The 17,947-nt window shown below is 40.3% G+C and carries 21 protein-coding genes; 17 read left to right on the top strand and 4 right to left on the bottom strand.

What is annotated here, in order from left to right:
- Window positions 1–81: 81 nt before the first annotated feature.
- Window positions 82–582 (bottom strand): hypothetical protein, encoded by a 501-nt coding sequence (locus PSE83_RS00670; RefSeq protein ID WP_004255571.1) that lies wholly within the window; start codon window positions 580–582, stop codon window positions 82–84.
- Between the two features lie 466 nt (window positions 583–1,048).
- On the opposite strand from PSE83_RS00670, the gene PSE83_RS00665 reads away from it, so the two are divergent.
- The 3 genes from PSE83_RS00665 (at window position 1,049) to aes (ending at window position 3,384) form a co-directional block, all read left to right on the top strand.
- On the top strand, window positions 1,049–1,516 hold the full coding sequence (locus tag PSE83_RS00665; RefSeq protein ID WP_004255576.1) for a DUF1097 domain-containing protein: 468 nt from the start codon (window positions 1,049–1,051) through the stop codon (window positions 1,514–1,516).
- Window positions 1,517–2,067: 551 nt separating this feature from the next.
- The gene (locus tag PSE83_RS00660) at window positions 2,068–2,199 is read left to right on the top strand and encodes an entericidin A/B family lipoprotein (protein WP_004255580.1); all 132 of its coding nucleotides are present in this window, start codon (window positions 2,068–2,070) and stop codon (window positions 2,197–2,199) included.
- Window positions 2,200–2,418: 219 nt separating this feature from the next.
- On the top strand, window positions 2,419–3,384 hold the full coding sequence (gene aes, locus PSE83_RS00655; protein WP_004255582.1) for an acetyl esterase: 966 nt from the start codon (window positions 2,419–2,421) through the stop codon (window positions 3,382–3,384).
- Window positions 3,385–3,477: 93 nt separating this feature from the next.
- On the opposite strand, the gene cspE is transcribed toward aes, so the two are convergent.
- From cspE to fliE, 3 genes are all read right to left on the bottom strand, one after another.
- On the bottom strand, window positions 3,478–3,690 hold the full coding sequence (gene cspE, locus PSE83_RS00650; protein WP_036957846.1) for a transcription antiterminator/RNA stability regulator CspE: 213 nt from the start codon (window positions 3,688–3,690) through the stop codon (window positions 3,478–3,480).
- 281 nt (window positions 3,691–3,971) lie between these two features.
- Window positions 3,972–4,184 (bottom strand): AAA family ATPase, encoded by a 213-nt coding sequence (locus PSE83_RS00645; protein WP_071585855.1) that lies wholly within the window; start codon window positions 4,182–4,184, stop codon window positions 3,972–3,974.
- A gap of 455 nt (window positions 4,185–4,639) precedes the next feature.
- A complete protein-coding gene (fliE, locus tag PSE83_RS00640) occupies window positions 4,640–4,951 on the bottom strand; it encodes a flagellar hook-basal body complex protein FliE (protein WP_004255594.1) in 312 nt (103 codons plus the stop codon).
- Between the two features lie 247 nt (window positions 4,952–5,198).
- Here fliE and fliF point away from each other — a divergent pair, with 247 nt between their 5' ends.
- The 14 genes from fliF (at window position 5,199) to PSE83_RS00570 (ending at window position 17,935) form a co-directional block, all read left to right on the top strand.
- Window positions 5,199–6,884: a flagellar basal-body MS-ring/collar protein FliF gene (gene fliF, locus PSE83_RS00635; protein ID WP_198633440.1), complete on the top strand. Its 1,686-nt coding sequence runs from the start codon at window positions 5,199–5,201 to the stop codon at window positions 6,882–6,884.
- Window positions 6,881–7,873, top strand: a complete 993-nt coding sequence (gene fliG, locus PSE83_RS00630; RefSeq protein WP_004255600.1) for a flagellar motor switch protein FliG — start codon at window positions 6,881–6,883, stop codon at window positions 7,871–7,873. The genes fliF and fliG overlap by 4 nt, the downstream gene beginning before the upstream one ends.
- Window positions 7,866–8,594 (top strand): flagellar assembly protein FliH, encoded by a 729-nt coding sequence (gene fliH, locus PSE83_RS00625; RefSeq protein ID WP_004255603.1) that lies wholly within the window; start codon window positions 7,866–7,868, stop codon window positions 8,592–8,594. The genes fliG and fliH overlap by 8 nt, the downstream gene beginning before the upstream one ends.
- Window positions 8,591–9,955, top strand: a complete 1,365-nt coding sequence (fliI, locus tag PSE83_RS00620) for a flagellar protein export ATPase FliI (RefSeq protein WP_004909909.1) — start codon at window positions 8,591–8,593, stop codon at window positions 9,953–9,955. The genes fliH and fliI overlap by 4 nt, the downstream gene beginning before the upstream one ends.
- Window positions 9,956–9,966: 11 nt before the next feature.
- Entirely contained in the window at window positions 9,967–10,410 is a 444-nt protein-coding gene (fliJ, locus tag PSE83_RS00615; RefSeq protein ID WP_004255609.1) for a flagellar export protein FliJ, read from the top strand.
- Window positions 10,411–11,778, top strand: coding sequence for a flagellar hook-length control protein FliK (locus PSE83_RS00610; protein WP_004255613.1), 1,368 nt, complete (start codon window positions 10,411–10,413; stop codon window positions 11,776–11,778).
- Window positions 11,779–11,940: 162 nt separating this feature from the next.
- Window positions 11,941–12,420, top strand: a complete 480-nt coding sequence (gene fliL / locus PSE83_RS00605) for a flagellar basal body-associated protein FliL (protein WP_004255615.1) — start codon at window positions 11,941–11,943, stop codon at window positions 12,418–12,420.
- A 5-nt stretch (window positions 12,421–12,425) separates the two neighbouring features.
- Window positions 12,426–13,433 (top strand): flagellar motor switch protein FliM, encoded by a 1,008-nt coding sequence (gene fliM / locus PSE83_RS00600; RefSeq protein ID WP_004255619.1) that lies wholly within the window; start codon window positions 12,426–12,428, stop codon window positions 13,431–13,433.
- Entirely contained in the window at window positions 13,426–13,842 is a 417-nt protein-coding gene (gene fliN / locus PSE83_RS00595; RefSeq protein ID WP_004255621.1) for a flagellar motor switch protein FliN, read from the top strand. The genes fliM and fliN overlap by 8 nt, the downstream gene beginning before the upstream one ends.
- A 22-nt stretch (window positions 13,843–13,864) precedes the next feature.
- A complete protein-coding gene (gene fliO / locus PSE83_RS00590; protein ID WP_004255624.1) occupies window positions 13,865–14,323 on the top strand; it encodes a flagellar biosynthetic protein FliO in 459 nt (152 codons plus the stop codon).
- A 12-nt stretch (window positions 14,324–14,335) separates the two neighbouring features.
- Window positions 14,336–15,079 (top strand): flagellar type III secretion system pore protein FliP, encoded by a 744-nt coding sequence (fliP, locus tag PSE83_RS00585; RefSeq protein ID WP_036957850.1) that lies wholly within the window; start codon window positions 14,336–14,338, stop codon window positions 15,077–15,079.
- Between the two features lie 22 nt (window positions 15,080–15,101).
- The gene (fliQ, locus tag PSE83_RS00580) at window positions 15,102–15,371 is read left to right on the top strand and encodes a flagellar biosynthesis protein FliQ (RefSeq protein ID WP_004255630.1); all 270 of its coding nucleotides are present in this window, start codon (window positions 15,102–15,104) and stop codon (window positions 15,369–15,371) included.
- A gap of 2 nt (window positions 15,372–15,373) precedes the next feature.
- Window positions 15,374–16,153 carry a flagellar biosynthetic protein FliR gene (gene fliR / locus PSE83_RS00575; RefSeq protein ID WP_102139614.1) on the top strand — a complete coding sequence of 260 codons (780 nt, stop codon included), beginning with the start codon at window positions 15,374–15,376 and terminating at the stop codon, window positions 16,151–16,153.
- A 456-nt stretch (window positions 16,154–16,609) separates the two neighbouring features.
- Complete coding sequence (locus tag PSE83_RS00570) at window positions 16,610–17,935, top strand: colicin-like pore-forming protein (protein WP_004255635.1); 1,326 nt, start codon at window positions 16,610–16,612, stop codon at window positions 17,933–17,935.
- Window positions 17,936–17,947: the final 12 nt, after the last annotated feature.

Here is a 17,947-nt window from a genome sequence, read left to right as displayed (position 1 = left end):
CAATAGTACCAATGATACATTGGTACTATTTTTAATCGCCCTAATCGGCCAATATCTAAATTAACTAGCTCTGCGTTGTAATTAATCTTGGTGATAAGTCACAATCGCAATTGGTGTTGGATTAATGGTAACCCAAAGATTAGACATACCGACATGAGTTAGCGATGACTCACTTACTTTATTACAACTGGTTTCAGATTGGCATTTCGAGAGAAATCCACTGGCAACTTGCGGGCTAAGCCCTTGCTTTGTCAAATAACCCATTTCATTTTCTAACTTTTGTTGGAAGTCCGTAAAATCTGGTTTTGGCGAGGTATAATCTTCAACCCCAACAAGTGTAGTGGCAACTTGAATGAGTGCACCATCATCAAAAGTTAGTTGGTTTTCATAGCTCCAATCATTAAAAGGTTTTTGCTGCCCAAAAGTACAAACTGTTTTACTGCCATTTGTTTGGCATTTCCCCGCCTTAATAAAACTGATGCTATCCATACTTTGCCCCCAGTTTAGGCCAAATGGTGCAGTCGATGTGGTATCACACCCTACTAATAACAACGCAGCAACCCCACCTACCATCCATTTCATACTCTCACCTCACTAGTCAATTTATCTCATGCTACAGGGTGAGGAGGCTAAATTGAAGTAAAAAAGTCATCAGCTATTAACTCAATCAACATTAATATTTATATTTTAAGTTATTTATTTAACACTAAATTTACATACAATTAATTATTATCAAAAAGATAAAGTTAATACAGATAAATCATCGTATACAGATTGCCAGATTTACTTTGGGTCTATACAATGCTCCGCTTTACAGGATCCCAGTACCACTGCAATACAGATAACTATCATATTATTAGTCAGTTACCCCTCTAGCAATACTTGAAACTCTCTAGATGGTTCTTGAATAACAAGATAGCTGAATCGTTACAACTTAGCTTTATAATTAATTGCTTTTGTAACGAGTGGATTCTGTAACTAACTGGTGGACTAACAAACATTCACCAATCTCATTGTTAACAAATAACCATAACGTAAAGTACAAATTGTGAAATTATTATTCTCTCTTTCTTTAACAACCGCCATTCTCTCCGGTATATGGGCTTGGGTTGCAGATAGCTTAGGGTTAATCGGCTGGGCCGGCTTTTTAGGCTGTACTGCGTATTTTGCTTACCCCAAAGATGGGCTTAAAGGATTAGGTATTACTGCACTAACCGTCAGTAGCGGTGTAGTTTGGGGGTTGGTGATCCTGCATAGCGGTGACTACCTGCAACACTTACCTCATTTTGTTGGGTACTTTGTTACGGGTATTGTTGCCTTTTTGATGTGTATGCAAGCTAAAAAACAGTGGCTTTCTTATATACCAGGCACGTTTGTGGGTACCTGTACTATTTTTGCGGCTGAAAGTGCTTGGTTGGTAACGATTCAATCACTATTAATCGGTGTGCTATTTGGCTTTGCAATGAAAAAAAGTGGGCTTTGGTTATTTAAAAAGTACTTATCGGATAAAAACTAAAAAAAACCGCCAATATGGCGGTTTAAATAAATCAATGAAACCAAGGGAATTTCAAACAGATTCGATATTACATTAAAATTGTCTAACAGCAATACATAACATTTTGATTTAACTAGTAATTAGTCAAACATTAAACTAAGTACCCTTACTTATACCCACAAATATAATAATGATAAGTTTGTTAATAAAATGATAAAATTCGGACTTGAAATTCCAATTTAGATTAATAAAGCTTATACAACTGGTCAAACATCAGTCGAATTAATTCTTTTTAATATAATCATATAGTGAAATTCAGATTTTTCTGCATCCTTATATTATCAATAAAAAAGTAAAACCTTTTCTAAGTACCAATATGTTTTTCTTTTATTAATTGATAACTTAGACTATTAAACCAATCAAAAGTGAAATAAAAGCGTAATAAACTAATTAAATTTACATGGCTAGAACGTAAAATCAGAATCGTTTGAAAAACACACTTTCATTCCTCTGCTATACTTGAATAAGAATATCTTAAGACCTATAACTGAATGTAACGAAAGGAAGAAGATATGATTAAAAAAATTTGCTTTTTAGCCTGTTCATTAGCTGTCGTATTCTCTTTAAGCGCATGCAACACCACCAAAGGTGTTGGTGAAGATATAGAAGCAGGTGGCGAAGCCATACAAAGAGCAGCTAAATGATGGCTAACAACCATCATCCTTAAATATTAGCTACCTCGACTAGAACTGACATATATACCAAACGGTGACAGTTTCGCCGTTTGGTATATAAATTAAAGAGCCTATAAATTCCTAAACCTTACTCTATTGAAATACAGAACATTTTAATATTGGCTAACAGGATCACAATTTAATTATGCCTCTCTTTTACAATGGAAGCCATCCAGCTAGGAGAGCATAATGAACCCGAAAAATAAAATTAATGTGTTAGACCACATTTCACCTGAAATGCAATCTGTAATGCAATTTTATGCAGAAAACCCATCCCCTTCCCCTATTGACACCAGCTATTACGGAATGCGACAAGCGTATATTGAAGATAGAAAATATTGGAATGCAGAAGCGCCAATGATGCACAATATTTACGATATTCAAATACCAACTCAATATGGCAATATTTTGACTCGTCTATTTCAACCCCTGAAGTCACCACCAGCAACTTTATTTTATATTCACGGAGGCGGGTTTATTTTAGGTAATTTACAAACTCATGACCGCATAATGCGGTTACTAGCCTGTTATTCAGGCTGTACCGTTATTGGAATAGATTATTCGTTATCCCCTGAAGCTCGTTACCCCCAAGCCATTGAAGAAATATCCACCGTTTACCAGTATTATCAACAAAATGCCGCAGAGCATAATATCAATATGCAACAAACTGGCTTTGCAGGTGACTCAGCTGGCGCAATGTTATCTCTTGCTTCTATACTTTGGTTGCGTGATAACACTATAGAAAGTGCCAATATTAAATCCGTTTTATTGTGGTATGGGCTTTATGGCTTACAGGATTCAATCAGTCGGCGGCTATATGGTGGGGAATGGGATGGGTTACAAAAAGAAGACTTAGAAAATTATGATAATGCCTATCTCGGGGAAAATGGTGATAGAGAAGCCCCTTATTACTGCTTATTCAATAATGACTTAACCAATGATATTCCACCTTGCTTTATTGCTAGTGCAGAATTTGACCCGCTATTAGATGATAGCTTGGCTTTATTCCGAACACTCGACGCTAACAATATATCTTGTGAATATAAAATGTACCCAGGAACTTTGCATGCTTTCTTACATTACTCTCGCATGATGCAAATATCAGATGAAGCAATTCGTGATGGTGCGAATTATTTTATCAAACAACTTTTATAATATTAACTCTATATTTATTGAAGATAATAGACGATAAAACGAAAAAACCTCGCATTTAGCGAGGTTTTTGAATGCTTAGCGATTCGTTTATCGTTATTTAGCGATAACGTTAGCTGCTGCTGGGCCTTTAGCACCATTTTCAATGGTGAATGAAACTTGTTGGCCTTCTGCTAATGATTTGAAGTTATCACTTTGAATTGCAGAAAAGTGAACAAATACATCTTTGCTGCCGTCTGCAGGAGTGATAAAACCAAAACCTTTATCATCGTTAAACCATTTTACTGTACCAGTCATTGTATTAGACATAGAATTTCCTTTAATTTTTTAAAATTGCCATAAGGCATGTTGCGGTTTGTTCTTGTGGTACTTATGGGAATTAATTAGAAGGAATTCGCAATGAAGTGGTATCTGAGATAACGCTTAATGGTGAACATCTTAAAACTGACTAACATAAATAGGCCTGTACTTCCAAACCAGTGAGCATATTAAGCCACACTTATAACCAAATGGCAAATTTTATTTTCACATCAATTCAAGAAACAAATAGTTTGCTATTTATCCGAACCTAAAAGAAAACATCTTCAGGTTTAATACCTATCAAAAACACCATAATCAGGCCTTTCGCCCCTCATCACCGCTCGCTGTTGCTCATGTACCGCTTCTCTATCGGCTCTTTTTTGTTCGGATGAACGGGCGTCTTTATGTGGCTTTGGCCATGTTGGTTTATCAGGCTCGAAAGAAGGCGTAAATGTACAACCCGTAATTAAAAATAGACAAAATAGCGAAGAGATTACTTTCATAATGGCCTTTATTTTTCCAATACAGTAATTAAGTAAAAACACTTAATCATGATACCGATATTTATCATTTATCTAAATCATTATTTGGATACTACTTTGGTAAAATGACCATTGATAATTCACAATAACAATATATAAAGTAGGATTTAAGATAACAAAAAAGCCGCATCACGCAGCTTTTAAATCTTGTAATCCATTACAGTTATGATTGACTACTTTTTTCAGTTGGGTCAAACGGAAGCCCACCAGCAAATACAAATGATAACCCAACAATAACGAACGAAACCATAACAAAATACTTATCAATAAATCGTTTCATACTGTTATTCCTATGCTCAATCATCGAATTAAAATATGCGAACCGATTATTATTGGCAATAAAAAATTACCCCATTACTTTCCCAACAGAGTACTAAAAAATCAATTAATTTATTACATTCAAATAGATAGTAAAATCATACTGGCATAGACATAATTTCTTGATACGCCGCCACTAGCTTATTACGTACTTGAATTCCCATTTGTAAACTTAAACTTGCTTTTTGCATATCAACCATCACGTCATTTAAGGAAATATCTTGCTTTCCTAACGTGAAGTTTTCAACTTGCTTAGCTGAATCATTACGTGTTTTATTAATTTGATTTACGGAAGCAACTAGGTGATCAGCAAATCCAACTGGCTCTATTACGGGTTTAATTGGGTTAGTGGCTTGGGTTGCCACGACATTTAATTGTGAAATAACCCCTTCAATCGCTTGAACTGTCATTCGATTCTCTTCTTATTAAATTAATGTGAATTTTTCACTAACCTATATTGGCTAGCTTACCCTATCACACCCTTTTTAACTTGAAGCCGATAAATAACACCAATTTTATAGGCTGATTCCGTCATTAGAACCCCTTAAAACAAGAAATAATAGCAAAGTGAAAAAGTGACGTTACGAAGAGGGAAATAACATTGTTTCACCAAAAGTATTTTCATCCGTCTAGTAGTCTGCCAAGCAGGGAATATTTATGAGTGCCGCATCTAAAGACACGGGGGAGGCCAAAAAGGGTTTTGCCTCTATAGTTGAAAGGATTAAAGCTGATCCTAAAATACCGTTAATGATTGCGGCGGCTGCGGCTGTTTCAATTATTGTCGCCCTTCTCCTCTGGCTACGCAGCCCTGACTACCGTGTACTTCTTAGCAATTTAAGTGCTAAAGATGGTGGCGATATTGTTGGCCAGCTAACTCAGATGAATGTGCCATATCAAATTGCTGATAATGGTAGCGCTATTTTAGTTCCTGCAGATAAAGTGCATGAATTACGTTTAAAGCTCGCTCAATCAGGTTTACCTAAAGGTGGCAATACTGGTTTTGAATTATTAGATAAAGAACAATTCGGTATCAGCCAATTTAGTGAGCAAATCAATTACCAACGTGCATTAGAGGGTGAACTCTCTCGTACTATTGAGTCCCTAAGCCCAGTACAAAGTGCTCGGGTGCATTTAGCAATTCCTAAACCCACCTTATTTGTGCGTGAGCAAAAGCTACCAACGGCTTCTGTGACGGTCGGTTTACTACCGGGAAGAATGCTTGATGAAGGGCAAATCAGCGCCATTGTCCATATGGTATCAAGTAGCGTAACAGGCCTAACCGCTAGTAATGTCATTATTGTTGACCAAGCGGGTCGCTTACTCACCAATAACGATAATAGCCAGCAATCGGCAAACAGCGCACAAATCAAAATGACTAAAGAGATGGAGTCTCATCTCAAACAGCGCATAGAAGATATTCTGTCGCCGTTAGTCGGTCGTGCCAATATTCATGCCCAAGTCACCGCGCAAATGGATTTCTCGAAAGTCGAACAAACTTCAGAGGAATATAAGCCCAACCAAACGCCAGATAGTGCGGCTATTCGTTCCCGCCAAAACAGCCAAAGTATGCAAAATAACAATGGCGGAACCGGTGGAGTGCCAGGTGCGCTTTCAAATCAACCCGTTAGTGCACCAAGTGCACCTATTGAAACCAATAAAGACAATAAAGATGGCGCTCAAACGGCGAATAACCGTAATAGCGTCTCGAACTCGCAAAGCGATGAAACCACAAATTACGAAGTAGATCGCAAAATTAGTCACACTCAACGGCAAATTGGTGTCGTCGATAGGCTCTCGGTCGCAGTTATTGTCAATTACCATTCACAAGATGGTGAAAATGGTCCAGAAATGAAGCCATTGCCACCAGAGATGCTGCAACAAATTGAAGCATTGACACGCGAAGCAATGGGCTTTTCCACTGCACGTGGGGATTCTCTCAACATTACTAATTCATTGTTTACCAATGAGGCTCCGGTTGAAGAAACACCTTCGTTACTTGAAAGCCCACAATTTATTGCTCAGTTACTGGATTACGGAAAAATACTGCTTATTGCCATTATTGCTTGGTTTATGTGGCGTTTCGGTATCAAACCTCAATGGGTTAAATACCGTAAAGCACAACAAGCCCAAGCTGAAGCCGAGGTTTTTGTTGCCACACAACTGAAAACCCCGCTCGTGGTTGATGAAGCGATTGATGAAGAAATGGATGAGCAAACACGCCGTCGCCTGACTCGTCAACGTGTTAGTGCTGAGATCCAAAGCCAACGTATCCGTGAAATGGCAGAAAAAGACCCACAAATCGTGGCAATGGTTATCCGTCAGTGGTTAGGAAAATCCCAATGAGTTTAAGTGGAACAGAAAAAAGTGCCGTGATGTTAATGACGCTCGGTGAAGATCAGGCTGCGGAAGTATTTAAGCACCTGAATCCTAAAGAAGTTCAGCAATTGAGTATGGCAGTGTCAAACATGCGCCAAATCTCAAATAATGAATTGGCAGAAGTATTAACTGAATTTGAAGAGTCAGCGATTCAATTCGCGGCTCTCAATATCAACACGAATGACTATCTGCGTTCTGTATTGGTGAAAGCACTTGGCGAAGAACGCGCCGCAAGCTTACTTGAGGACATCTTTGAAAAACAAGAAACCACGTCAGGGATCGAAAGCCTCAACTATATGGAACCCCAAACCGTTGCCGATATTATCCGTGATGAACATCCGCAAATTATCGCGACTATTTTGGTTCACTTAAAACGCAATCTTGCAGCGGATGTCCTCGAATTATTCGAAGAGCGCCAACGCAACGATATTATGCTACGTATCGCCACCTTTGGTGGTGTCCAACCTGCTGCATTGGCGGAATTGACCGAAGTATTGAACAACTTACTGGATGGCCAAAACCTCAAACGCAGTAAAATGGGTGGCGTGAGAACTGCGGCAGAAATCATCAACCTGATGAAAAGCCAGCAAGAAGAAAGCGTTATCGATGCAATGCGTGATTACGATGGTGAGCTTGCTCAACGTATTATTGACGAAATGTTCCTATTCGAAAACCTTATCGAGGTGGACAACCGCAGCATTCAACGTATTTTGCAGGATGTTTCGACAGACTCGCTGGTTATTGCCCTCAAAGGCAGCAACCAAGCACTACGTGACCACTTCCTCAACAATATGGCCGCTCGCGCTGCAGAAATCGTGCGCGACGATTTGGAATCACGTTCTCCTGTGCGTATGTCTCAAGTGGAAAACGAACAAAAAGCCATTTTACTTATCGTTCGTCGTTTAGTCGAAAAAGGCGAAATCGCTATAGGTGGTGGAGACGACGTCTATGTCTAAGTCAACAATTCCAAATGACCAATGGCAGCCTTGGCAGCTTCGTGAGCTTAATCAATGGGATCTCAACTCAGGCATTCCTGCATTAAGTGATGTTCCTGAGCCTGACGCGCCAAAAGTCCCGTGCCTTGAACCAAAAGAAGTGTTAGAGCAAATTAATTTGCTCGATAACATCAAGGAAGATGCACAGCGGACGGGTTACCAACAAGGGCATGAAAAAGGCCAGCAAGAAGGTTACCAAGCTGGTTTTGAGCAAGGCTTACGAGCTGGAGAAGAACAAGGGCGTGAGCAGGCACTTGCTTTGCAACAACCTGTGATTGAAACATGGCAAAAACTGCTGTCTGAATTCAATTATTCTCTCGATACCTTTGATACGGTGGTGACCACTAAACTGTTGCAGATAGCGTTGACTGCGGCTAAGCAAGTTTTAGGTCAATCCACCGTTTGTGATGGCACTGCATTGTTGGAGGAAATCAGCCAGTTACTCCAACAAAAACCAATTTTTGCTGGGCAACCTGAGCTGCACGTCAACCCAAATCATTTTGAATTAATCGAGCAGCATCTCGGTTCCCTACTCAACTTGAATGGCTGGCGCTTAGTGGCTGACCCTAAACTGCATATCGGTGGTTGCCGAGTCGTCGCAGAAGACGGTGAAATTGATATGACTGTGGCGACACGCTGGCAAGAATTGTGTCGTTTATATGCACCGGAGAGCTTTTCATGACGGCACGATTGGGACGCTGGATTGCCTCGTTGGACGATTTAGAATCGCGGATGAAAGGGATCCCGATGGTGCGTCGTTATGGCCGCCTCACAAAAATCACTGGCTTAGTGATGGAAGCCGAAGGTATTAAAATGCCTTTAGGGGCAACCTGCTTTATTGAGCGCTCTATTAATGGCGGTTCAGACGAAGTGGTATGTGAAGTTGTCGGTTTTAACGGCCCAAGAATGTTATTGATGCCCCTTGCTGACCTTGAAGGAATTGCACCTGGTGCACGTGTTTATGCGCAATCAACCGGCGATGACGGGCAAACTAGCCGCCTATTACCCATTGGTAATGAGTTATTAGGCAGAGTACTTGACGCGCAAGGTAATCCATTAGACGGAAAAGGCCCATTGGAGGTAAAAACACGTGCTCCGTTAATCACTCCACCAATTAACCCATTGGAGCGAACGCCCATTAGCAGTGTATTGGATGTCGGCGTTCGTGCAATCAATGCGTTATTAACGGTTGGTCGAGGCCAGCGCATGGGGCTATTTGCAGGCTCTGGTGTGGGGAAAAGCGTGTTACTTGGCATGATGGCACGCTTTACACAAGCCGATATTATCGTAGTCGGGTTGATCGGTGAACGTGGTCGTGAAGTCAAAGATTTCATTGAAAATATTTTAGGGGCTGATGGCTTAAAACGTGCTGTTGTCGTTGCAGCACCAGCCGATGTGTCCCCTTTATTGCGCATGCAAGGCGCCTCTTATGCCACTCGTATCGCTGAATATTTTCGCGATAAAGGTTTAAGTGTGCTGTTGATTATGGATTCACTCACCCGCTACAGCATGGCACAACGGGAAATTGCCTTAGCCGTAGGTGAACCACCAGCAACGAAAGGCTATCCGCCTTCTGTATTTGCCAAATTACCAGCATTAGTTGAGCGTGCAGGGAATGGGAAAAATGGTGGGTCAATTACCGCGTTCTATACCGTTTTAACGGAAGGGGATGACCAACAAGACCCAATTGCTGACTCGGCTCGCGCCATTTTGGATGGCCATATTGTTCTTTCACGTTCACTGGCAGAGTCAGGGCACTACCCTGCGATTGATGTCGAGGCATCCATCAGCCGAGCAATGACGGAGCTCATTCCTAAAGAGCATTACCGAAAAATTCAACGTTTCAAGCAGTTAACGTCTAGTTATCAACGCAACCGAGATTTAATTAACGTCGGTGCGTACGCCATGGGCAGTGACCCCATGTTGGATACAGCAATTCAATATTACCCACGGATGTCGAAGTTCTTGCAGCAAGATATTGATGAGCGATGTGATTATCAAACCGCATGCGAACAGTTGACTCAAGTGGTTCCCAACGAATAACGAGGGGATAAATGGCCCAAAATAATGCCTTAACAACATTACTCACCTTAGCTGTTGAAGCCTCGGAAGAAGCGGCGAAAGTGTTAGCTCAAGTGCGCCAAACCCACACCCAAATGGCGCAGCAACTAAATATGTTGGAAAACTACCAATCCGAATATCGTCAAAAACTCAACCAAACCTTGCATACGGGTATGGAATCGGATAAGTGGCAGAATTATCAGCAATTTTTGGTCACATTGGAACTGACCATTGAGCAACAGCAGCAACAACTGAATTTATGGGAGCAACGCGTTAACGAAGCTAACCGCCATTGGCAAGAAAAACAACAGCGTGTCAACGCGTTCGATACGTTAATTCAACGTGCTGAACATACTGAATACCAACGTCAAAACCGCTTAGAACAAAAGCAAATGGATGAATTTGCTCAACGAGCGACTTTACGGAGACCTCAATAAATGGACATCAACGCCCTGAATGTGCCAACCGCATCATCGACTAAAAATGGCAATATACAACAAAATGAATCGCGCGCTGATGAAAATCAAGCCCCTGCACTCCCCTTTCAAGCCATGCTTGATAACCAGCAACCGATTGAAAAACAAAATGTCACTAATCAACCGATCAATGAAGAAGCACTTAACAAAGGCATTGTTGATAACAAACTGGCAATAGCGAGTAAAGAAACGATTGAACAAACCAAGGTTGGGCAAAAAACGGCTGAAAATGCCATTGAGCAACTGAACTTTAGCCGTAACTTGCGTGCTGATAGCGTGCAAACTGCACTTAACACTGAGTTATTAACAGGCAAAGATGCTAACGAGCAAGCGTGGTTAAATAGCCTAAAACAGTCATTAACTGGCCAAGTACAAGCAACGGCAAATACAACTATTAAAACAGAAGCACACTCGGTTTTAGGCGCATTTACCCAAAAAATGCAGCACCTAACGGATAATGCAGATGGCATCATTAATGAAGATGATGCCAAACATCTGGAAGGTTCACAGCAACAAATCGCAGGCGAAGAAGATGGCCCAGAACTTGGGGTATTTATTAAGAATGAAAAAGAAGAACGTCGTGACCAGCCTCTTTTTCCCCTTGATAACCCACGAGATATACGCAGTAAAAATTTAACTGCTGATTTCATGCCATTGAATAAAAAAGTGAGTGATAAAGGCCCAGTATTAAACCTACAAAATGTTTCAAGTGAGGCCCTGAACCAAACCGCGAAAGGCGCATTTACACTACAAACTGAAACGGGCGCCTTTACCACCACATCCTCACAGCATACAACGACCGCGCCAGTTAGCATGATGCCAACGACATCAACAGCCCAAGCGGCAACCATAAATGCGCCAACAGCAGCTCCAACCATGCATTTAGCCAGCCAATTAGGTAGCGAAGCGTGGCAGCAGCAATTAAGCCAACATATGTTATTTTTCTCTCGCCAAGGGGTGTCTCAAGCACAAATTCGTTTGCACCCTGAAGAGTTAGGTTCACTAAATGTGCATTTACGCATCGAAGATAACCAAGCAGTAATGCATTTTGTCTCTCCACATAGTCATGTACGTGCTGCCATGGAATCCATGATGCCAGTGCTACGCAGTGCGCTACAAGAAAGTGGTATTCATCTTGCTCAAGGCTCTGTTGGCCAAGATAACTTGAACCAGCAATCCGATAGCTCGCAGCAAAATGCGCACCAAAACGATGGCCAAATTCAAGCGACACATCCATCCGTTGGTGCTGTTGGTATCAGCGAAGCAAATGCCACTGTTTCACCTAAAAATGTAGCATCAAGACAAGGTGGCATTAACACTTTTGCATAAAAAACAAACGAATCGCGGTAATTTCCTAGCTAAAGCGCCGAGTTACCGCCTTTTTGTTTCGTTTTTCACTCCTTTAACTCTTGGCAACCAAGCCATAATGCTAGAGATCATAACGTAAAAACCCATTTGGGTTTAGCATCCAAGAAACAGGAATTCAGCTAAATGTCGTCGAGCAAAAAATCAAAAAGTTCCAACAAAGGGTTGCTTATTCTATTTGCCCTTCTTGCCCTTGCTGGCGCAGGGTTTGGGGGTTATACCTGGTGGACGACACAACAAGGCACGCAAACGGCGAGTGAGGAAGAAAAGCGCCCAAACATGCCACAACCCATTTTTATGGAGTTAGAGCCATTTACCGTCAATTTGGCAGGTGCAGCTAATGCACCTGATCGTGTGCTTTATATCCATGTGACTTTGCGACTTGCGAACGAAAAATCGCGCAAACAACTTCATGAATACCTCCCTGAAGTGCGTAGCCGTTTGTTACTGCTACTTTCAGAGCAAAAAGCAAAAAATATTGAGACGCATGAAGGTAAGTTGCAGTTAATGAAAGATATCAAGCAAACGCTCACCCCTACCCTGATCCCAGGTGATACCGATCAGGATATTTCTGATGTGTTATTTACTACTTTTATTCTGCGGTAATATTCATGAGCGATAATATTTTATCTCAGGCCGAAATTGATGCGCTGCTTAATGATGATGCACCATCAAGCAATACGCCTGTGCCAGAGACTCAAGGGAAAGATAATGTTCGCCCTTACGACCCGAATACTCAACGTCGAGTTATTAGGGAGCGAATGCAGTCTCTCGAAATCATTAATGAACGTTTTGCTCGCCAGTTCCGTATGGGTTTGTTCAATATGTTACGTCGCAGCCCAGATATTACGGTGGGCGGTATTAAAATTGAACCTTACCATGAGTTTGCGCGTAATTTACCCGTACCAACTAACTTAAACTTAATCCATATGCCGCCTTTACGGGGTACGGCACTGTTTACCTTTGAGCCCGCATTAGTTTACATCGCTGTCGATAATCTGTTTGGTGGAGACGGCCGCTTTCCTGTACGGCAAGAAGGTAAAGAGTTTACCAATACTGAACAACGCATTATCAATCGCATGCTCAAGTTAGCCTTAGGGGCTTATCGCGATGCTTGGAAGCCAATCGCTGATATTGAAGTGGAATATGTACGTTCTGAAATCCAAGTCAAATTCACTAATATCACCACCTCCCCTAATGACATTGTCGTTACCACACCGTTTTTAGTGGAGATAGGCAATACCGTTGGTGAATTCAGTATTTGTATTCCGATCGCCATGATTGAGCCATTACGTGAACGTTTAATAAACCCACCAATGGAACAAGGCCACCAAGAAAATGAAACTTGGGTCACCAACCTTGTCACCCAAGTGAAACGTTCTGAACTTGAGTTGGTTGCCAACTTTGTTGACATTCCAATGCGAATTTCTCGCTTACTGCAACTGCAAAAAGGGGATGTGATCCCAATTGAGAAACCTGACCGCCTCATCGTTAATGTTGATGGCGTTCCCGTATTAACCAGTCAATACGGTACTCAAAATGGCCAGTATGCATTGCGTGTAGAACATTTGATTAACCCTGTATTAAACACTCTAGATGAGGAAAGTACCAATGAGTGAGGCGAAGAACTCTCCTGATGCATCAACCAATCACGACAGTGAAGACCTGTGGGCTGAAGCGCTGGAACAGCAAAAAAAAGCGGAATCCGCCTCAGCTGGTGCACAGGCTTTCGACAACTTTGATGGACAAAACCCGCTAAATCAACTGTCTGATATCGATATGATCATGGACATTCCTGTCCGTCTTTCAGTTGAATTGGGGCGCACTAAAATGACCATTAAAAAACTACTGAGCTTATCCCAAGGCTCTGTGGTTTCACTGGATGGCTTAGCGGGTGAGCCACTGGATATTTTAATCAATGGCTATTTAATTGCGCAGGGAGAAGTGGTCGTGGTTTCAGATAATTACGGTATTCGTATTACTGACATCATTACGCCTTCCGAACGTATGCGCCGTTTAAGTCGTTAATTAACTTCGTGAGTCGCTGATAATGGCAATACCCAATCAAACTGAGCAGGCACCGATATCTGTGCCTTTTTTATCAACAACCGTTTCCTCTGGTGAACCTAATACTCCTGCTATTGACCACAATGATAGCTTAACGCAGATATCAGGGGCTTTAGGGGGGATCATTTTATTGATACTAGCAGGTGCTTGGTTGGTGAAAAAATTAGGATTTGCTCCCCAAAAAATGGGCAAGGAGCAAATCGTAAAAGTCAAAAGCCGTTGCTCATTAGGTAATAAAGAACGCGTTGTGGTTGTTGAGGTGAATAATGAGTGTTTGGTATTAGGTGTTACCACACAAAATATCAGCCTCTTACACCAATACCCGGCTGCACCTGAAGTCACTGAGACATTGCCAACTGAACCGCTCACCTTTCAGTCTTTATTAAAGAAAAAACAAGAGGCTGCAAAATGTGCGGCTTCAGTTACACTTATGCATAAGTAATCGGAAGGGCTCATGTTACCTCTAAAATCTTTACTCACGATTACTACCCTCTTGTTTTTATTGCCAAACTCCGCTTCTGCGGCACTACCAGCTGTTATTAGCCATTCAATGGCTGATGGCGGACAAACTTGGTCTTTACCTGTTCAAACGCTTTTATTTTTGACCTTATTGGGCTTTATTCCCGCCTTATTATTAATGATGACCAGTTTTACTCGCATCATTATTGTTTTAGGTTTATTGCGTAACGCGCTCGGAACGCCCTCCGCTCCACCGAACCAAGTCTTATTGGGTTTAGCACTGTTTTTGACCTTTTTTGTGATGTCACCCGTTGCCGACCAAGTGTATCGTGAAGCCTACCAGCCTTTTAGCGAAGACAAAATTAGCCTCGAAACCGCTTTAGAGAAAGGGACAGCACCGTTAAGAACCTTTATGTTAGGGCAAACACGCGAATCCGACTTAGCCCTATTCGCAAGAATAGCCAAGGTAGGTGAAATTCAAGAAGCGAAAGATGTTCCATTACGTATTTTAGTCCCAGCCTTTATTACCAGCGAACTAAAAACCGCATTCCAAATTGGTTTTACTATTTTTATTCCATTTTTAATCATCGACTTAGTCGTTGCCAGTGTCTTAATGGCATTAGGGATGATGATGGTTCCCCCCGCAACAGTTTCCTTGCCATTCAAATTAATGTTGTTTGTATTAGTTGATGGTTGGCAACTATTGCTTGGCTCATTATCGCAAAGCTTTTTTAATTAGGATTATTTTACTCGGAGTAGTTATGACACCTGAATCAGTAATGGCGATGGGAACTGAAGCGATGAAAATTGCGCTGATGCTAGCTGCCCCTTTGTTATTAGCCGCTTTAGCGGCGGGTTTAATTATCAGCTTACTGCAAGCCGCCACGCAAGTGAATGAAATGACGCTATCTTTTATCCCTAAAATTTTGTCGGTTATTTCTGTGATTATTATTGCAGGGCCCTGGATGCTGAATCTGCTTACCGACTATATGCGGTCATTGCTTAGCAACTTACCGTTTATTATTGGCTAACAATGCTAACCATTACCAGTGAAACACTCACGCTGTGGCTAAGCCAAGGTTTTTACCCTTTCATACGCCTTTTGGCGCTGCTTGGTACAGCGCCCTTTTTTAATGAAAAACAGGCAATTACCAAAGTTCGTGTCGCTCTGGCCTTTTTTGTTGTGTTGATTGTTTCCCCACAACTTCCTGTCGTGAATATTCCTCTATTCTCTGCTATGGGATTATGGGTTATCGTGCAGCAAATGGTGATTGGTGTTGCGATGGGGCTCACAATGCAAATGGCATTTGCTGCCGTGCGTCATGCGGGGGAAGTGATTGGTTTACAAATGGGGTTATCGTTCGCCACCTTTTTTGACCCAACAGGTGGACCCAATATGCCTATTTTAGGTCGTATATTTAACGTCATCACCCTTTTATTGTTTCTCGCTTTCGATGGGCACTTGTGGCTTATTTATATTGTGGTCAATTCATTTGAACTGCTCCCAATTCAAACCGCACCATTAAATCGCGATGGTTTTTGGGTATTTGCTCAATTTGCTAACACTATATTTATTAATGGGTTAATGCTAGCACTGCCGTTCATTACACTATTTCTCATTCTTAACCTTGCTCTCGGTATTCTAAACCGAATGACCCCACAGCTATCCGTGTTTGTAGTAGGTTTCCCCCTTACATTAACCATCGGTATCAGTATGTTAGGGGTGATTATTTCCATACTTCCCCGCTACACGGAACGGCTTATCCACCAAGCATTTGAGCAGCTATCATTGATGTTTAATTTGTTTGTTTGAGAATAGATAATTAATCAATTAATTAATTATCAAAGTAATTTTTCGAATTTAATAATTAAAGTAGCCCAAGAAAAACTGATTTAATTTCCTATTTGTAGTCTATATTAAAAGCAACTAGTATAGTTGTAAATATCACCTATTATTTGATACATTTCTAAACTATCTAATGACAGTCTCAGTAAATACCCAATACTAAACCTAACTAAAATTTAGGTATAAAATTAATTTATTTTCGCAAGTAAATTTATATGCCAGTGTCGCTCTGAACATGTCACAATAGCCATTCTCTCACATCATTGACTTCTCATTAATATTTTAATAAACAAAATAAAAAATTATTTATTTAAAAATATAATTTTTTAATAAGTGTCATTATATTTTGTGTATTGTTTCATTTCTTTAATGAATGTATTTAAATATTGTAATTTATTTATATTTTCATAAAGAGGAAATCAGATGAATGATGTAATGGTAGTTACCCCACATAGTAGTTTCCGTGATAATTTGATATACGATGGAATCGCTCCCACAGCACATGGTAATATTTCGTTAAGTGATGCTGCTAATGTATATTGCATGAAACCTGACATGATCTGCCCTGTATGTGGTGAGCCGAAATGTATTTATTTCAGAAAACTATGCGAGGAATTATTAAAAAGCCCCAATGAGCAAGATGTAAAGAAGGCAATGGTAAAAAGTATGAGTGTTGGTGTTCCATTCGTTAGAGTTTATGATGAATACCGTAATAAAGTAGAAAACCAACTCGCTAATACCCTTCATAAGAATGGTATTATTCCTACTAAAAAAATTAGAAATGAAATGTTCTCAAAGTATATGAACCTATTTGATCTATTACATAGAAGAGTGGCGAATGGGAGGGTTCAATACATTGACAGGGATATTAAAAGTACAATATTTAGTAAAATAAACCCTAAAACGGCTACGGTTTTAACGTACTTAAATACTTTAGGTGGCACTAAAAACATTAAAAACTACCCAAAAATGATAGAGGCAATTAAAAAAGGCAACTTCAATGATGCTTCTAAAGAGTTTTACAAGAAGATGCCTCAAGATCTTGAAAGTTATTCAGCATTAGATACCCTTATTAATGAAGCTATAGCTAGAAGTCAAGCTGATAATGACTTAAAAAAAATTCAGAGTAAAGTTAAAAATGAGATTGAAAAATTACAAACAAATGAGGCAATTAAGTCTGCATCAGAAATAATGACAGATGTAGGTGAAAAAGCATCTAAGTTTTTTGGTGATAAATATAAGTCTACATCTAATAAAATCATTAATGAATTAAATACATTTAAAGGTAAAAAAATAAAAAACACAAATGATGCATTAAGAATTCTAGGAAAATCACTCAGCAATCCTTATCTTAACATCCATAAAAAAGATCTCCCCGCCATAACTCAAGCGATTAAGGCAGTTGACGGAAAAAAATTATCTGAAAATTTATATAAATTAGGAACTACCTTTAAAATTGCTGATAAATTTTTAAAATTTGATAAAATAAAAAACAAAGTTGAAGAAGGTTTTGAAACTGGTGACTGGAAACCTTTACTTTTAGAAGTTGAAGCTATGGCTTTAGCTGGAGTAGCAACACCAATTGTATTAGCATTTACCGCTGGAAGTTTAAGCTTATTATTACCATTTACCCTTTCAGCAACAGCCATTTCTGTAGCTACTATTGTACTAACAAGTGTGGTTACATCTTTTATTGATGCTAACTTTGCTGATGCTGTCAACAAAGAGCTTATTCCCTTGGCTAACTAAATTCTAGAAGAA

The organism is Providencia sp. PROV150 (genome assembly GCF_028481025.1).
GTDB lineage: Bacteria > Pseudomonadota > Gammaproteobacteria > Enterobacterales > Enterobacteriaceae > Providencia > Providencia hangzhouensis.
Note: the sequence above shows the minus strand (reverse complement) of the source record. Positions and strands in the feature narration are given on the sequence as shown.

Excerpts from the sequence above, each read along its gene's own strand:
- PSE83_RS00670 (WP_004255571.1), bottom strand. The coding sequence starts at position 582 with ATGAAATGGATGGTAGGTGGGGTTGCTGCGTTGTTATTAGTAGGGTGT.
- PSE83_RS00660 (WP_004255580.1), top strand. The coding sequence starts at position 2,068 with ATGATTAAAAAAATTTGCTTTTTAGCCTGTTCATTAGCTGTCGTATTC.
- aes (WP_004255582.1), top strand. The coding sequence starts at position 2,419 with ATGAACCCGAAAAATAAAATTAATGTGTTAGACCACATTTCACCTGAA.
- cspE (WP_036957846.1), bottom strand. The coding sequence starts at position 3,690 with ATGTCTAATACAATGACTGGTACAGTAAAATGGTTTAACGATGATAAA.
- PSE83_RS00645 (WP_071585855.1), bottom strand. The coding sequence starts at position 4,184 with ATGAAAGTAATCTCTTCGCTATTTTGTCTATTTTTAATTACGGGTTGT.
- fliE (WP_004255594.1), bottom strand. The coding sequence starts at position 4,951 with ATGACAGTTCAAGCGATTGAAGGGGTTATTTCACAATTAAATGTCGTG.
- fliF (WP_198633440.1), top strand. The coding sequence starts at position 5,199 with ATGAGTGCCGCATCTAAAGACACGGGGGAGGCCAAAAAGGGTTTTGCC.
- fliG (WP_004255600.1), top strand. The coding sequence starts at position 6,881 with ATGAGTTTAAGTGGAACAGAAAAAAGTGCCGTGATGTTAATGACGCTC.
- fliH (WP_004255603.1), top strand. The coding sequence starts at position 7,866 with ATGTCTAAGTCAACAATTCCAAATGACCAATGGCAGCCTTGGCAGCTT.
- fliI (WP_004909909.1), top strand. The coding sequence starts at position 8,591 with ATGACGGCACGATTGGGACGCTGGATTGCCTCGTTGGACGATTTAGAA.
- fliJ (WP_004255609.1), top strand. The coding sequence starts at position 9,967 with ATGGCCCAAAATAATGCCTTAACAACATTACTCACCTTAGCTGTTGAA.
- PSE83_RS00610 (WP_004255613.1), top strand. The coding sequence starts at position 10,411 with ATGGACATCAACGCCCTGAATGTGCCAACCGCATCATCGACTAAAAAT.
- fliL (WP_004255615.1), top strand. The coding sequence starts at position 11,941 with ATGTCGTCGAGCAAAAAATCAAAAAGTTCCAACAAAGGGTTGCTTATT.
- fliM (WP_004255619.1), top strand. The coding sequence starts at position 12,426 with ATGAGCGATAATATTTTATCTCAGGCCGAAATTGATGCGCTGCTTAAT.
- fliN (WP_004255621.1), top strand. The coding sequence starts at position 13,426 with ATGAGTGAGGCGAAGAACTCTCCTGATGCATCAACCAATCACGACAGT.
- fliO (WP_004255624.1), top strand. The coding sequence starts at position 13,865 with ATGGCAATACCCAATCAAACTGAGCAGGCACCGATATCTGTGCCTTTT.
- fliP (WP_036957850.1), top strand. The coding sequence starts at position 14,336 with ATGTTACCTCTAAAATCTTTACTCACGATTACTACCCTCTTGTTTTTA.
- fliQ (WP_004255630.1), top strand. The coding sequence starts at position 15,102 with ATGACACCTGAATCAGTAATGGCGATGGGAACTGAAGCGATGAAAATT.
- fliR (WP_102139614.1), top strand. The coding sequence starts at position 15,374 with ATGCTAACCATTACCAGTGAAACACTCACGCTGTGGCTAAGCCAAGGT.
- PSE83_RS00570 (WP_004255635.1), top strand. The coding sequence starts at position 16,610 with ATGAATGATGTAATGGTAGTTACCCCACATAGTAGTTTCCGTGATAAT.